The sequence below is a fragment of the Kribbella steppae genome (genome assembly GCF_004342025.1).
Classification (GTDB): domain Bacteria; phylum Actinomycetota; class Actinomycetes; order Propionibacteriales; family Kribbellaceae; genus Kribbella; species Kribbella steppae.
Genome location: NZ_SLWN01000002.1, coordinates 695,822 through 711,192 on the forward strand (window position 1 = coordinate 695,822; position 15,371 = coordinate 711,192).

The window sequence follows — 15,371 nt, forward strand, 5'->3', positions numbered from 1 at the left end:
CATCGATTGATTGATGCTTCAATCAAGGGTGGCGGGACGCCGTGCTTTTCCGACTGGCCGTTCGGACAGTTGTCCACCGCCCGAAAGACGGGCTCGGGTGGACGCATCAACCGACGTACTCTGAACACCATGCTGATGACAGGCGAGAGTGTCGGAGTGGCGGAGGTGCTCGCGTCGGTCGCGCAGATCATCGACGGACCGCCGTCGGAGCTCCTCGAGCGCCTGTCGGCGGCGACCGCCGAACTGATCCCGCACCGCGCGGTCGCTCAACTCGCGTCCCAGTGCGCGTCCACGCCGGTCACCGCGCACGGAGAGCCCAAGCTGGCCGAGGCTGTTAGCGGTGCCGACCTGGCCGCCCTGCTCGGCACCATCACCGCCGGTCAGCCGTGGCAGGGCGTCGTACCGATCGCAGGCTCGGACCACCCCGTCCTGGCCGTCTCCAGCGACCGGGCACCACGCGGATCCGTGGTCGTCTTCATCCGGTACGACGAGACGCCGACGCCCGCCGCCGTGATGATCCAGGAGCTGTGGGACCTGGTCACCGCGCACATGTACCGACTCACGCTCGAGCGGGAGCCCGGCGCCCTCGCACAGAACCGGGCCGTGGCGGAGGCTCGCGCCGACGTCGCCGCCGAGCTCGGCGAGGCTCACGCAGCCACGCTCGCGACTCTCCTCGGCGTACTGCGAAACCAGCGGATCGACGACGCCTCGGCCCGTTCGATGGCGGTCGAGTTGGCCCTGAACGGCCTGGCGGAGCTCCGCACCGACACCCAGCGGGACCGGGTGTGCAGCGGCGAGGAACCGGCCGGCAAGGCCTTCGACCGACTCGCCGATTCGCTCCGCGCGCTGCTCCGGCACGGGCCGGTCGAGCTCGAACTGGATACCCCTGGCAATGACCGGCTGATCCCGGCGGGTGTCGCGCACCGGGCCCGGGTCGCCGTCCGGTCCGTCGTCCTCGCGATGCTCACCCAGGACCGGGTACGCCGGATCCGGGTCGGCTGGCGGTGGACCGGCACGGAACTCCAGGCGACGATCCGCGACGACGGCCCCGGTCGGCTCGAGGACGTCCTCGACCTCGGTCAACTGGCCGAACGGCTCCGCCTGCACGAGGGCGACCTGGACCTGGACGCCGTCCCCGGCTGGGGCCTGACCGCCCGGATCACCCTCCAGGCGAACTCGGCACCGCAGACGATCACCTCAGACCCGCTGGCCGCCCTCGGCACCCGCGAACTCGAAGTCCTCGAACGCCTCGCCGAAGGTCACCGCAACCGCTCCATCGCCGAAGCCCTCCACATCAGCGAATCCACAGTCAAGTTCCACGTCGCCAACATCCTCACCAAACTCGCCGTCACCAGCCGAACCCAAGCCGCCGCCCTCTACCACGCAACAGCGGTCTAGGACTCCTCGAGGCGGGGGAACAGGGCGTCGCCCTTGGTGAGGGTGGCGCCGGCGGGGAGTTGGCCCCAGGTGCCGGCGTCCTGGATCCGCTGGTCGGCGAGCGAACCGAGCTTCTCCTCGGCGCCGAGGAGGGTCCAGAGCTTGGCCGACGTCTTGGGCATGGTCGGGTTGTGCAGTACGGCGACCGCGCGGAGAGCCTCGGCGGCCGAGTACAGGATGGTGGCGAGGCGGTCGCGCTGGGACTCGTCCTTCGCGACCTTCCACGGCTCCTGCTCGGTGACGTACCCGTTGATCGCGCCGACCAGGTCGTTGATCGCGGCCAGCGCGTCGTGGAACGCCAGCGTCTCGATCGCCTTGTCCGCGGTCGCCACGGTCTGGGCGAGCTTGTCCGCGAGCGCCTGCTCGGCCGGGCCGTGGTCGGTCGGCTCGGGCAAGGCACCGTCGTAATACTTGCCGACCATCGCCGCGATCCGGCTGGCCAGGTTGCCCAGGCCGTTGGCGAGCTCGGAGGTGTAGACCGCGCTCAGGTGCTCCCAGGAGAACGACCCGTCCGAGCCGAACTGGATCGTGCGCAGGAAGTAGTACCGGAACGCGTCCGACCCGAAGTGGTCGGTGATCTCGTGCGGCGCGATCGCGGTCAGCTTGGACTTGCTCATCTTCTCGCCGCCGACCAGCAGCCACCCGTGCGCGAACACCTGCCTCGGAACCGCGACCTCCGCAGCCATCAGCATGGCCGGCCAGATCACCGCGTGAAACCGCAGGATGTCCTTGCCGACCAGGTGTACGTCGACCGGCCACAGCTGCTCGAAGCGCTCCGGGTCGGTGCCGTACCCGGCCGCGGTCACGTAGTTCAGCAGCGCGTCGATCCAGACGTAGAGGACGTGCTCCTCGTCCCACGGGACCGGGATACCCCAGTCGAAGGTCGACCGGGTGATCGACAGGTCCTGGAGACCCTGCTTGACGAACGCGATCACCTCGTTGCGGGCGCTGGCCGGGGCGACGAAGTCCGGCTGCGACTCGTACAGCTCCAGCAGCTTGTCGGCGTACGCCGAGAGCCGGAAGAAGTAGTTCGTCTCCGAGACCGTCTCCAGCTCGGTGCCGTGGATCATGCATCGCTGGGTGCCGTCCTCGTCGGTGCGGATGTCCGCGGGGAGCTTGAACTCCTCACAGCCGACGCAGTACATGCCCTCGTACTCGCCCTTGTAGACGTCGCCCTTGTCGTAGAGCGTCTGCCAGAACTCGCGGACCCGCTCGGTGTGCCGCTGCTCGGTGGTCCGGATGAAGTCGTCGTACGCGATGTCGACGTCGCCCCAGGCCGGCTTCCAGGCCTCCTCGACGAGCTTGTCGGTCCACTCCTTCGGCGTCATGCCCTGGGCTTGCGCACTGCGCATCACCTTCTCGCCGTGCTCGTCGGTACCGGTCAGGTACCACTTCCGCTCCCCGCGTTGCGCGTGCCAGCGGGTCAGGACGTCCCCGGCCACGGTCGTGTACGCGCTGCCGATGTGCGGCGCCGCCGTGACGTAGTAGATCGGGGTGGTGACGTAGTAGGCCTTGTCTTCGGGCATACGAAAAGGGTAGTGCCGCGCGCCAGCGCTATTTACCAGGGCCACCCGGTGCAGATCGACAGGAGGTGTGCCGCCCCCGAGGGCGAGCCTGCGCCTGGGCAGCGGACCTACCTGTCGATTTCGGGCTATACGTCCTGTCGATCTGCACGCTGTTTGGCCAGGACGGCGTCGTAGACGGTGCGTTTGGGCACATTGAAACGCTTGGCCACGTCTGAGATTGCCTGCTTACGGGGCGTACCCGCCGCCTCATCGGCGGCCACCTCCTCGGCCAGTTGCTCCGGGGTCAGCACCTTGTGCGGGTCGGCGCCGGACACCACGACCGTGATCTCGCCGCGGACGCCGTCCTTCGACCAGGTCACCAGCTCGTCGAGCGGCCCGCGCTTGACCTCTTCGTACGTCTTGGTGAGCTCGCGGCAGACCGCCGTACGACGTTCTGCGCCAAAGGCCTCCGCCATCGCCTCGAGCGACGCGGCCAGCCGGTGTGGCGCCTCGAAGAACACCATCGTCCGCGGCTCGTCCGCCAGCTCACCCAGCCGCCGGGCCCGCTCCCCCGGCTTCCGCGGCAGGAACCCCTCGAAGGTGAACCGGTCCACCGGGAGGCCGGAGAGCGCCAAAGCAGTCAGTACGGCGGACGGCCCCGGTACGGCTGTGATGTCGACGCCGGCCTCGATCGCCGCGGCCACCAGCCGATACCCGGGGTCCGAAACACTCGGCATCCCCGCATCGGTCACCACGACCACCGTCTGCCCCGCGGTCAGCGCGTCCAGGAGCTCCGGGGTCCGCTCCCGCTCGTTGCCCTCGAAATAGCTGACCACCCGGCCGGGGACCACCACTCCCAGCCCCGACGTCAGCCGCCGCAATCGCCGGGTGTCCTCGGCCGCCACCACATCGGCCTCACCCAGCACCTTCCCGAGCCGAGGCGACGCATCCTGCACATCCCCGATAGGACTCCCAGCCAGCACCAATCGCCCGGTCACGGGCCCCATCATCGCAGCCCCGGACAGCACGCCGGGGGTCAGTGCTACTGGGGGCTCCGTACCATGGCGGGCGTGACTGCTGCTTTCGAGGATGGATCCGCCCAGTGGGAGGACGCCCGCCGAGGGCGTGACGTGCTCGGGCGGGACGTGCTCGGGAGACGGCTGCCGCCGCTGAAGGAGCGGTTGTACCCGCCGATGCCGAAGGACTTCGAGGGCGGCTGGATCGCGACGCTGGTGATCACCGCGATCGCCGCGTTCCTGCGGTTCTGGAACCTCGGCGACCCGGTGAAGTTCGTCTTCGACGAGACGTACTACGCCAAGGACGCCTTCAGCCTGCTCAAGTTCGGCTACGCCCGGCAGTTCATCGACCAGCCGGAGGGCGCCGCGGACAAGGCGATCCTGGCCGGCAACCTGGACGTCTTCAAGGACACCCCGAGCCTGACCGTGCACCCCGAGGTCGGCAAATGGATGATCGCCGCGGGCGAGCAGCTGTTCGGGATGAACACGTTCGGCTGGCGGTTCATGCCCGCCCTGGCCGGCACCCTGACCGTGCTGCTGGTGATCCGGACCGTACGGCGGATGACCCGGTCCACCCTGATCGGCTGTGTCGCCGGCCTGCTGCTCGCGGTCGACGGCCTGCACTTCGTCATGTCCCGGGTCGCGCTGCTCGACATCTTCCTGGCGTTCTGGCTGGTCGCCGCGATCTCCTGTCTGGTCGCCGACCGGGACTGGACCCGCCGCCGGCACGCCGAGTCCCTCGACACGCCAATTCCTGAGGGCGAACGCCGTACCCTCGGGCGCTGGCTGCTCATCCGCCCGTGGCGGATCGCGGCCGGCATCTGCTTCGGGCTGGCGCTCGGCACCAAGTGGTCCGCGGTCTGGGTGATCGCCGGTTTCGGCATCCTCGTCTTCGCCTGGGACTTCGGCGCCCGGCGCGCGCTCGGTGTCCGGCACGCGTTCATCAAGTCGGCGCTGGTCGACGGCATCCCGGCGTTCCTCAGCATCGTCCTGGTCGCCCTCGTCACCTACACCGCGACCTGGACCGGCTGGCTGCTGCACGACAACGCCTACGACCACGACTACGCGTCCAAGAACCCGGCGCACGGCGTGATGAAGGTCGTCCCGGACGACTTCCGGTCGCTGATCCACTACCACCAGGAAGTGCTCGCCTTCCACACCGGCGACTACATCAAGAACGCCACCCACCCGTACGCCTCGAACCCGGCCGGCTGGCCGATCATCGCCCGCCCGATCGGGTTCGACGCGGTCAACGACATCAAGCCCGGTACGGCGGGCTGCACCGCGTCGGCCGGGACGAACTGCCTGTCGGTGATCTCCGCGCTCGGTACGCCGCTGCTGTGGTGGGGCGGCGCGCTGGCGCTGCTCGCCGCCCTGGTCTTCTGGATAGCCCAGCGCGACTGGAGATTCGGCATCCCGATCGTCGGCTACATCACCTGTTGGGTGCCGTGGTTCGCCTTCGACGACCGGCCGATCTTCTTCTTCTACGCCGTCACGATGATCCCGTTCACGGTGATGGCACTGGCCCTCGTGCTCGGCAAGATCCTCGGCCCGGCCCGGACAGCACTCGGCCAGGCGACACCACGCCGGCTGATCGGCAGTGCGGTGGTCGGCGCCTTCGTCGTCCTGGTCGTGCTGAACTTCGCCTACATCTGGCCGATCCTGACCGACGAGGTGCTGCCGCACCCGGACTGGCTCAACCGCATGTGGTTCAAGTCCTGGATCTAGGGTGCGTCTCTCAATTCCCTGCGTGCTGCGCCCTAGGCCTCAGTGGCCGAGGTGGCCGTGGCCCTTGGACTTGTTCTTGTGGCGTTTGGAGGACTTCTGGCCGCCGACGCCGCCGAACAGCGCCAGGCCCTTGACCACGACGACCGGTGCGTTCGGGTCCGGATCGTCGCCGCCGCGAACCCCGAAGCCGCCGAAGATCCCGACGCCCTCGCTGCGGACGGTGACCGCGTCCGGGACCGTGATGTCGATCCCGCCGAAGATGGCGAAGGCCCACACCGTCACCTCGCGGCCCTCGAAGACCGCGTTCGTCATGTCCAGGTCGTGCCCGCCGAAGATCGCGACCGCGTTGGTCCGGCGCCGGACCCGCCAGCGGCCGGACCGCTCACCGCCGCCGAAGACCGCGAACATGGTGTCGAAGCTGTCCGACGGGTTGGCCGGCTCCTCGATCGGCACCGGGCTGTTCGACGCTGCCGGACTCGCGGCCGGCATCGCCTGCTGCGGTACGACGAGATCCTGCGTGATCGGCTCGAGCTCGCCCAGCGTCCTCGCCTGCAGCGTCTGCTCGAGCCGCTCGGCATGCTCGTCCTGCGACAACCGCCCGGACATCAGGGCATCTCGCAGTACGTCGACAACCCGGTCACGATCGGTGTCTGACGCGCGCAGGTGCGCATGCGGATGCGGGCGCTCGGGCAGGTTCTCCATAAGACGGAACAATAACCCCGTCAGCGGCGTACTCGCAGGGCAAAAAGCACCGCGATCAGGGTGATCGACGCGAAAGTCAGGGCGGTGCCCGGGTAACCACCGAGGCCGAGGCCCAGACCGCCCAGCGCGGCACCCAGAAAGGTGCCGAGACTCATCCCGGCGGCGTTGACGCTGAGCGCCGAACCGCGGAGGTCGCCACTGCGCCGGACGAGCAGCGTCGTGACGCAGGCGGCGACCGTTGCGTGGCTGGCACCCATCAGTGCCGTGAGCAGCAGAGTGAGCGGGAGCGTCGGCGAGAAGTAGAAGGCCGCGACACTCGTCAGAGCGACTCCGAGACCGATCAGCAGCATCTTCTCGGGGCCGATCCAGGGACGCTCGAGCGCGATGTAGCGGCCGGCCAGCAGGTTGCCGAGGAAGAAGGACGCACCGCTGAGCGACCACACCAGCGCGAACCAACCCGGCGCGAGGTCGAACTTCTCGTCGTAGAACGCGGCCAGGTAAGCCAGGTACCCCATGAACGCTGCCGTCCGCAGCATCGCGACCACGAGCAGTGGCAGCGCGCCGGGAACCCGGGCCAGCTCCCGGTACGTCGCCAGGTAGCTCATCCGCTGACCGCCATCCGCCCGGAGCGGCGCCTTCCGCCCGCGGCCGCGCCAGAAGAACGCCGCCGACAACGCGAGCGAGACAGCCGACGCTGCGAGCAGGTTGCCCCGCCAGCCCCACAGCATCCCCGGTACGGCGAGAAGCGGTGCAGCCAGCATCGCCATCGCCGACGTTGTCGCGGACACCAGTGTCGCCGCTCGCCCGGCAGCCGCTGGCGACGTGAACCGGTCGGCCGCGGCGGCGCCGATCGACGGCGCCAGGATCGAGGTCGACGCACCGATCAGCAGGCAGAACGCGGCCAGCGCGAACACGTTGCCGACAGCACCCAATGCGGCCGAGATCCCCAGCAGCGCCAGGCCTCCGGCGGCCACCAGTTCACGCGCCATCCGGTCGATCAACGGCGCCAGCGAGAACCCGACGACGAGCGCCGCCAGACCGCCGAGCCCCCGCAGCCCGCCGATCTCCGCCACGCTCCCACCGGCCGCCGCCGCGATCGGCACCAAGTACATCCCGAACACCGTGAACGGAATCAAACTCACCGCCGACGCCAGCAAGAAAGGCCAAAGCCGCCGCGCCATCCGCCAGTCCCCAGGCACCTCCGCCCCCGCGCTGCGCGCGTGGGCAGAGGGAGGAGCTGCGTTCAGCGCAACAGCGGGGCGAGGGCCGGCGGCAGGCGCCGAGTTGGGGGTACTGCTGCTCATGTGTCCGTCCTGGGGTAGCGGTAGAGGCTGCTCGGGCGGGAGCTGAACTGGGAGAAGGGAAAGGGTTCGGCGGAGAGGGCTGTGACACCGGAACCGAGGAAGGACCGGATCACGGCGCTTCCGGTCTGAGCATAGACCGCCAACGGCTTCTCTTGCTGACGGCAACGATCAACGAGGACGTCGAAAGACCCATTGGACAAGGTCATTCCGGTCGCCACGACAGCATCGGCGGCATCGATAACCTCCGTCATGTCGCGGGAAACCGGCAGCCCGGACGCGGTCTCGCGAAGGTTGAAATCACAGGGCAGACAGACCCCACCGCGCGCGGTGATCGCGTCGACGAGCGGGTTCACCACTCCGATCAACGCGACCTTGGTGCCCTCGGCAACATCCAGCAACCCCGCGACGGCCGCATCCCGGGCCCGCGCCCGCACGTCCGGCGTACCAGCGGGAAGCACGATCTCCTCGGCCAGCGGCGACGCGTGATGCGGCTCGACCGCGGCCAGATAGGCGTCCAGCGCCGCGATCCGCACCGGCAACGCAACGCCTTCCGAGGACAACAAGTCCTGAATCGTCAGGCCCGAGGTGTCAGCGCAGTACGACGGATCGAGCTCGCCCGCCTCGAACGAGCACGCACCGAACACCTCGCCAACCCGGAGCAGCACGTAGTAGTTCCGATAGGTGACGTCCGCACCGGGCAGCCGGGTGGTGTGGTGAAGCCAGAAGGCACTGGTGATGGGCATCTCAGCAGGAGAAGGACCAAGTGCGGCGGACAGCACGGAGGAGGTCAGGGCAGCCACGGAAGCGGTCATGGCAGGTCGGCCAGCCTTTCGGGGTTGTAAGTGAGGGCGGATAACTCTGGACGACCCGCGGGCTGGAAGCAGTGCAGCAGCGAGCGCCGATCGGACGCGGTCCGCAGCAGCACATACCCCGTCACACCCTCAGACTAATGCGACGGGGTCGCAGATGGGAACTCCTCGCGCTGGGCCAGCGCCGAGTCCCGCCGGTCCCATGACATCGCCGACCACGGCACCGCGAGCTCGTCCAGCGAGGCGATCTCCTGCGGCCGCATCGACGCCATCGGCCGCGCCTCGGCATGACGGGCAAAAGCCGACTCGACGTACCGCGTCCCGGTGTCGGCGGCCAGGAAGACGTGCTTCCGGCTGCTGTCGCAGTTGTGCTCCCAGAGCGCCGACAGGTACGCCGCTCCGGCCGAGAGGCCGGCGAAGACCCCTGACGTCCGGAGCAGGTCGACCGCGGCCGACATCGCGTAGTCGAACGACACCCAGTGCAGCCGGTCGTACAACTCGTGCCGCACGTTCCGGAACTCGATCGAGCTGCCGATCCCGGCGATGATCATCTCCGGGTCCTGGGTGTGCCCGGCCCCGAACGTGATGCTGCCGAACGGCTGCACCCCGACCAGATTGACGTCCCGCCCGCGATTGCGCAGGTACTCCGCGATCGCACCGGTCGACGCACCGGTCCCGACCCCGCCGACCAGACACAGCGGCCCGGTCGGCGCCACCTCGTTCACCAGGTCGGCCACCGCGCCGTACCCGAGATAGTGGATGTCGTCGTGGTACTGCTGCATCCAGTGGTACGTCGGATTGTCGCGCAGGATCTCGCCGATCCGCCGGACCCGGAGGTTCTGGTCCAGCTGCAGGTTGTTCGACGACGGCACCTGTTCCACGGTCGCGCCGAGGATCTCCAGCTGGACCCGCAGCGTCCGGTCGACAGTGGTGGAGCCGACGATGTGGCACTTCATCCCGTACCGGTGACAGGCCAGCGCCAGCGCGTGCGCGTAGATCCCGCTCGAGCTGTCGATCAGCGTGTCGCCAGGGCGGACGGCCCCGGTCTCCAGCAGGTGGCGTACGGCGCCGAGCGCGGAGTACACCTTCATGGTTTCGAACCGCAGGCAGATCAGGTCATCGCCGACCCGGATCGGGTCCGGGTCCTTGATGGCCTCCGCCAGGTGGTCGTGCAGTCGCGTCATCGGCGCGGTTCGCTCCTCGTGTCGGCACAGGTGGTCAGCACGGGCGGAGGTTCTGGGGTGTGTCCGATCCGCGCGGCCCTCACCAGCCGCTGGGTCAGTTCTTCATTCGGTGCGGTCATCACGGTCGCGGGTGGACCGTGCTCGATCACCCGGCCGGCGTCGATCACCAGGACGTGGTCGGACACCGCCGCGACCAGGCCGAGGTCGTGCCCGATCCAGACCAGCGCGGTCCCGCGGTCCTTCAGCTCGGCGAGCAGTTCGACGACGAGCGTCGTACCGCGGTCGTCGAGGGCTGTGGTGATCTCGTCGCAGATCAGTACGTCGGGGTGCGCGAGGACGGCCCTGGCGAGTGCGGCGCGTTGCAGCTCTCCACCGGACAGCCGGCTCGGCGGCCGGGCCGCGGTGTCGGCCGAGACGCCCAACCGCGCCAAGGTCGAGACCGCTTCGGCATGGGCGTCCTTGAAGCCAAGGCCGCGTAGCCGTTGGGCTGTGCGAGCGACCTGCTGGTCGACCGGGCGGCGTTCGTCGAACGAGCCGCGGACCTCCTGCCAGACGTACTGGACTCGGCGGTTCTGTTCCAGCGATCGCTTCCGCAGGACGGGCAGGTCATCACCGTCCAGGAGGATCCGGCCCGTCGAGCGCTCGTGCAGGCCGGCCAGGCAGCGGGCGAGCGTGGTCTTGCCACTGCCGGAGCGACCGACGATGCCGACGCACTGTCCCGGCCGGACGGCGAGGTCGACCTCGTGCAGGATGGGATCACGGCCGCGGGGCCGCAGCGACGCTGACAGGTTCATTGCCTGAAGCAATGGTTTGCCCGGGCTCGGCGTTCCCAGCGACTGCAGCTCGAGCGTGGCCGGGAGCACTTCGGGACCACCTGAGTCGATCACCTGCCCTGCGGACAGTACGACGACGTGCTCGGCCAGCGCCCGGACGAGATCGAGGTCGTGGCTGAGCAGCAGGATACCGAGCCCGCTCGTCGCCAGATCCTGCAGCTCACTGACGAGTTGCAGCCGGGTGATCGAGTCCAGACCGGTGCTCGGCTCGTCCAGCACCAGGACCTTCGGTCGGCAGGTCAGCGCCTGCGCCAACGCGATCCGCTGCCGCTGCCCACCTGAGAACTGATGCGGAAACCGCCGCAGCGTGCTGCGATCGATCTGGGCCGCCCGGAGCGCTTCAGGGACAACCGACTCACCCGGATGATGCAGCCGCTCGAGCTCCTGCAGTGTCTTGCCGATTCGTCGCGCGGGGTTGAGCGCACTGCCGGGATGCTGCGGCATGTACGCCACCACCCGACCACGTACGGCGGACGCGGCAGTCGTCGGCCCGTTGCCGTCGACAACCACCTGCCCATCGACCTCGACCGTACCCTCGAGCCGCACACCGTTCCCGTGCTCACCGAGCAGCGCAAGAGCGGAAGTCGTCTTGCCAGAGCCAGACGCACCAACCAACGCTGTCACTCGCTCAGGCCAGACCTCGAACGAGACGCCGTCGACGAGGATCGACGATCCGGCGGTCGCGGCCAGGGCGCTCACTCGTACCAGCGCCTCCTCACCCGGCCCAGAGGTCGGCGTGGAGGTGTGAGAGCGCGGGCTCATCCGCTCACCTCGGCCAGGCGGCGCGAGCGGTGCACCACGCGGTCGGCCAGCAGGTTGAAGCCGAGCGTGAACGACACGAGCATCAAGGCAGGTGCGATCACAGCCCACGGCTGGAGCAGGAGACCTTCACGGTTGCGGGACACGCTGACCGCCCAGTCGGGGGCGGTCGGGCTCAGCCCGAGGCCGAGGAAGTTCACGGAGGCGACGAGAAAGACGGCCAGGGTGATGCGGGTACCGATGTCGGCGGCAACAGGGCCCAGTACGGCGCGACCGACGTACCCGAGATGGATGCCGATCCAGCTCTCCCGCTGCATCCGGAGCGCCTCAACGACCGGTCCGCTGGCCGCGTCGAGGGCCGCCGCGCGGACGAGTCGGGCGACGGTCGGAACGTTGACCATGGCAACAGCCAGGGTGATCGCGAACGCCGACGCCCGCCAGCCGACGGCGACCACGCTGATCACCAGGAGCGAAGGCAACGGCAGCAGTACGTCGAGCGGCCGGATCAACGCTTCGTCAAGCCAGCGGTGCCGGGTGGATGCCGCAGTCAGCCCGATCAGACCGCCCACGAGGTAGGCGATCAGCACCGCGCCGAAGGCCATGCCGAGAGCCGTCCGACCACCGTCGAGCAAGAGCTGCAGGACATCCCGTCCCGAGCCGTCGGTGCCGAGCAAGCCCTGCGAGTCGTAGGGAAGACCGGGCGTGGTCCGCACGTCGAGGAATGGCCCGAAGACGGCGACCAGGAGCGGCACGACGACCAGCGCGGTCGATACCGCGATCGGCAATTGGGCGGTGAGGGCCCCAGATCGTGCGCGGGCTGTCATCGGAGCAGTTCCGTCCGCGGGACCAAGCGGTTGCAGACCAGGTCGGCGCCGAGGTTGATCACCAGCGCCGCGACCGCGAGCACCAGCGTCAGACCCTGCACGACTGGCACATCCCGCGTCTCCACCCCATCCACGAGCGCAGTCGCAAACCCAGGAATCGCGAAGATCGCCTCCACGACCAGCACCCCACCCAGCAGGGTGTCCCCGGTCCGCGCCAACTCCTGCACACCCGGCACAGCGGCGTTCGGCAGCACATGCCGCAGCAGCAACCGCCGCCGCGGAACCCCGAGCCGCCGAGCCTGTACGACGTACTCCGCCTGAAGCGCCGTGATCGTGCCGGCCCGGACCTGCCGGGACAGCAGACAGACCGTCCGCCCGAACAGCACCGCGACCGGCAGCACCAGCAACACGGGACTGGCGACCAGATCGCCACCGATCCACGTCGCCGGCAACCAACCGAGCTTGAGGGAGAACACCGCCACCAGCAGGACCGCGATGACGAAGTCCGGAATCGCCGAAAGCGCCAAGGTGACCGAGGTGATCGCCCGATCCAGCCGGCCGTTCTCGCGTGTCCCCATCACGATGCCCAGGGCAACGGCCAACGGGACCACGACCGCCAGCGTGGCCAGCGTGAGCACCAGCGTGGCGCCGACCGAGTCCTTGACGATGTCGATCACCGGGCCGCCGCTGATCAGCGACGTACCGAGGTCACCCGTCAGCACGTTGCCAAACCAGTGCGTGAACCGTTCGACTGCCGGCTGATCGAGCCCGAGCTGCGCGCGCATCCGATCGACCTGCTCAGGTGTCAGCGTCTCGGTGAACCGCATCTCGGCCGCGTCCCCGGGAAGCAATGCGGTCAGGAAGAAGACGAGGACGGACAGTACGGCGAGCTGGACGACGGCGAGTGCGGCGCGTTGCGCTGCGTATGACCGCATTCAGGCCAGCCACACCTTGTCGAACCTGCCCGAGTCCAGGGTGTTCGGCGGGACCGCCTCCACACCCTGCACCTTGGCCGACACGGCGACCAGGTAATCCGGTAGACCCCAGGCGAGGATGCCACCCTCGTCCCGGAGCGTCTTCTGCAGTTCGCCGTACTTGGCCGACCTCGCCGTCTCGTCGGTCAGCACCTGCGCGCCCGCGAACGCTGAGTCGAAGGCCGGCCGGCGCCAATGCGTGACGTTGAACGGCGACTTGGACAGCAGCCGGTCTGTGACGTACTGCGGGATCGGCATCGCACCGGACCGGTGGTTGCCGATGACACCCTTGGTCAGCAGGTCCTTCGCGTAGGTCTGCGAGCTGCCGGTGGTGACCTTCAGCTTCACCCCCGCCTCCCCGACCTGCTCGGCGAACAGTGTGGCCGCCTCGACGAACCCGGCCGACGCGTCGGCGGTGAAGATCTCGATCTCCTTGTTCACCAGACCGGCCTTCTTCAGCAGCGCCTTCGCCTCCTCGACGTTGCGCTCCCGCTGCGGCAGGTCGGCCGGGTAGTACTGGTAGCCCTTGCCGAACAGGTCGTTGCCGACGGCACCACGACCGGCGAGCACCACGTCGACCAGCCGCTGCCGGTCGGCGAGCAGCTTGAAGGCCATCCGGACGTCCGGGTTGTCGAACGGCGGCCGGTCGCACTTCATCACGAACGCCTGCATCGTGCTGGCCTTCGCCGCGACGATCCGGACTGTCTTGCCGGCTTCCGCCGTACGGGCGAAGGTCGCGGTCATGTCGTTCGCGTACTCGGCCTGTCCACCTTGTACGGCGTTCGCCCGGGCCTCGGCGTCGGCGGACAGGATGTGCAGTTCGTCGATCCGCGCCGGGTCGTCCCAGTAGTCGTCGTACCGGCTGGCCACCATCGACCGGCCGGCGTCGAACGAGACGAACCGGAACGCGCCGGTGCCGATCGGCCTGGTCGGGTCGGCGAAGCCGTTGCGGACGATCTGGGTGCCGATGCCGGCCAGCAGGGCGGGGAACTCCGCGTTCGCCGCGGACAGGGTCAGTTCGACGGTCCGTGGGTCGATCGCCTTGCTGCGGCGCAGATCCAGGGTGGTGAGTGACGCCTGCGCGACGCGGTCCGGGACCTTCGGGTCGGCGATCCGGGCCAGGCTGTAGAGAACGTCCTCGCTGGTCAGCTTGTTGCCGTCGTGGAAGGTCGCGTCCCGGAGCGTGAATCGCCAGGTCGTCGCCTGCGCGTCGCTCTCCCACTTCTCCGCCAGCCGCGGCACCGGCTTCAGATCAGGGCCGAGCTCGACCAGCTTCTCGTACATCGCCTTGTGCCGCGCGATGTCGACGAACAGGCTCTGGACGTGCGGGTCGAGCACCTCCTTCGCCCCGCCGCCGGCGTACACGGCCCGCAGCCGGCCACCCTGCGTGGGCTGGGCGGCTGCTTGACCGTCAGCTCCGCACCCGGTCAGCGCCGCCAGTCCCAGTCCACCGGCCAGCCCCAGGAATCCTCGCCTGTTCAGTGCATCGGACATGCGCGCTTCCTTCACGGTAGAGGTCCCGACGAGGTCGCCGTCGGTGAGAGATCCTGCCGTTAATGAAAATCGTTGTCAAATTCAGCGCGCATCCGAACGAGACGAGATCATTCTTTCCGGCTCACCCACCCCCTGCGCTCCGTGACGGCGTGTCACCATCCCCTACCTCCGAGTACCGGCAGTCACCACCGTTTTCGCAGCCGCTACCGGCCATCACCTTGTGCACCAGTTGAGTACGCCGAGCGCTGCTCCGTACTGAACTGGTGCACAAAGTGCGCCGCGTCCGGGGAGGTGTCTAGTCGGCGCAGTCGGCGGATCCGCAGGGGTCCGCGGGGATGTTCGCGACGATGCGGTCGAGAAGGATCGCGAGTTGGTCCTGTTCCTCGGGGCTCAACCGCTCGAAGAAGTACGTCCGGACCGCGTCGACGTGGTCCGGTGCGGCCGCGTCGATCGCTTTGCGGCCCAGGTCGGTGAGGCGGACCATCGAGCCGCGGGCGTCGGAGACGCACTCCTCGCGGCAGACCAGGCCGCGCTTCTCCATCCGGCTGACCTGGTGCGACAACCGGCTCCGCTCCCAGCCGACCGACTTGCCGAGGTCACGGGTCCGCAGGACGCCGTGCTCAGCGACGGACAACGGGTGCAGCAGGGCGTAGTCGGCGCCGGACAGGCCGGAATTGCCGATCAGCCGGCTCTCCAGGGCGCGCATCAGCTCGCGGTACGCGTCACGGTACGACTGCCACAGACGCGCCTCGCGCGCGTCCAGCCACCGTGGTTCCGTCATCCGACCATCATACGGACTTCT

The 15,371-nt window shown here is 68.8% G+C and carries 13 protein-coding genes; 2 read left to right on the top strand and 11 right to left on the bottom strand.

Annotated elements, in window-relative coordinates; genetic code table 11:
* The first annotated feature begins 129 nt into the window (after positions 1-129).
* Positions 130-1,398 carry a helix-turn-helix transcriptional regulator gene (locus EV652_RS08255; protein ID WP_242001628.1) on the top strand — a complete coding sequence of 423 codons (1,269 nt, stop codon included), beginning with the start codon at positions 130-132 and terminating at the stop codon, positions 1,396-1,398.
* Here the strand turns inward: EV652_RS08255 and metG are convergent.
* Positions 1,395-2,963 (bottom strand): methionine--tRNA ligase, encoded by a 1,569-nt coding sequence (metG, locus tag EV652_RS08260; RefSeq protein WP_132208388.1) that lies wholly within the window; start codon positions 2,961-2,963, stop codon positions 1,395-1,397. The two genes, EV652_RS08255 and metG, sit on opposite strands and share 4 nt — an antisense overlap.
* A gap of 125 nt (positions 2,964-3,088) precedes the next feature.
* Positions 3,089-3,949 carry a 16S rRNA (cytidine(1402)-2'-O)-methyltransferase gene (gene rsmI, locus EV652_RS08265; RefSeq protein WP_242001652.1) on the bottom strand — a complete coding sequence of 287 codons (861 nt, stop codon included), beginning with the start codon at positions 3,947-3,949 and terminating at the stop codon, positions 3,089-3,091.
* Between the two features lie 186 nt (positions 3,950-4,135).
* On the opposite strand from rsmI, the gene EV652_RS08270 reads away from it, so the two are divergent.
* Entirely contained in the window at positions 4,136-5,686 is a 1,551-nt protein-coding gene (locus EV652_RS08270; protein ID WP_369410005.1) for a dolichyl-phosphate-mannose--protein mannosyltransferase, read from the top strand.
* A gap of 39 nt (positions 5,687-5,725) precedes the next feature.
* Here EV652_RS08270 and EV652_RS08275 read toward each other — a convergent pair whose 3' ends face one another.
* From EV652_RS08275 to EV652_RS08320, 9 genes are all read right to left on the bottom strand, one after another.
* Complete coding sequence (locus EV652_RS08275; protein ID WP_132208391.1) at positions 5,726-6,388, bottom strand: DUF1707 SHOCT-like domain-containing protein; 663 nt, start codon at positions 6,386-6,388, stop codon at positions 5,726-5,728.
* 20 nt (positions 6,389-6,408) lie between these two features.
* Positions 6,409-7,569, bottom strand: a complete 1,161-nt coding sequence (locus EV652_RS08280; RefSeq protein WP_132208392.1) for an MFS transporter — start codon at positions 7,567-7,569, stop codon at positions 6,409-6,411.
* Between the two features lie 119 nt (positions 7,570-7,688).
* Positions 7,689-8,435 (bottom strand): Rossmann-like domain-containing protein, encoded by a 747-nt coding sequence (locus EV652_RS08285; RefSeq protein ID WP_242001630.1) that lies wholly within the window; start codon positions 8,433-8,435, stop codon positions 7,689-7,691.
* 203 nt (positions 8,436-8,638) lie between these two features.
* Complete coding sequence (locus tag EV652_RS08295; RefSeq protein ID WP_199238059.1) at positions 8,639-9,685, bottom strand: pyridoxal-phosphate dependent enzyme; 1,047 nt, start codon at positions 9,683-9,685, stop codon at positions 8,639-8,641.
* Complete coding sequence (locus EV652_RS08300) at positions 9,682-11,280, bottom strand: ABC transporter ATP-binding protein (protein ID WP_132208394.1); 1,599 nt, start codon at positions 11,278-11,280, stop codon at positions 9,682-9,684. Before EV652_RS08300 ends, EV652_RS08295 begins: the two co-directional genes overlap by 4 nt.
* The gene (locus EV652_RS08305) at positions 11,277-12,101 is read right to left on the bottom strand and encodes an ABC transporter permease (RefSeq protein ID WP_132208395.1); all 825 of its coding nucleotides are present in this window, start codon (positions 12,099-12,101) and stop codon (positions 11,277-11,279) included. Before EV652_RS08305 ends, EV652_RS08300 begins: the two co-directional genes overlap by 4 nt.
* Positions 12,098-13,036: an ABC transporter permease gene (locus EV652_RS08310; RefSeq protein ID WP_132208396.1), complete on the bottom strand. Its 939-nt coding sequence runs from the start codon at positions 13,034-13,036 to the stop codon at positions 12,098-12,100. The genes EV652_RS08305 and EV652_RS08310 overlap by 4 nt, the downstream gene beginning before the upstream one ends.
* The gene (locus tag EV652_RS08315; RefSeq protein WP_132208397.1) at positions 13,037-14,569 is read right to left on the bottom strand and encodes an ABC transporter substrate-binding protein; all 1,533 of its coding nucleotides are present in this window, start codon (positions 14,567-14,569) and stop codon (positions 13,037-13,039) included. It abuts the gene before it with no gap.
* Between the two features lie 295 nt (positions 14,570-14,864).
* Positions 14,865-15,350, bottom strand: a complete 486-nt coding sequence (locus tag EV652_RS08320) for a MarR family winged helix-turn-helix transcriptional regulator (RefSeq protein WP_132208398.1) — start codon at positions 15,348-15,350, stop codon at positions 14,865-14,867.
* Between the last annotated feature and the right edge of the window lie 21 nt (positions 15,351-15,371).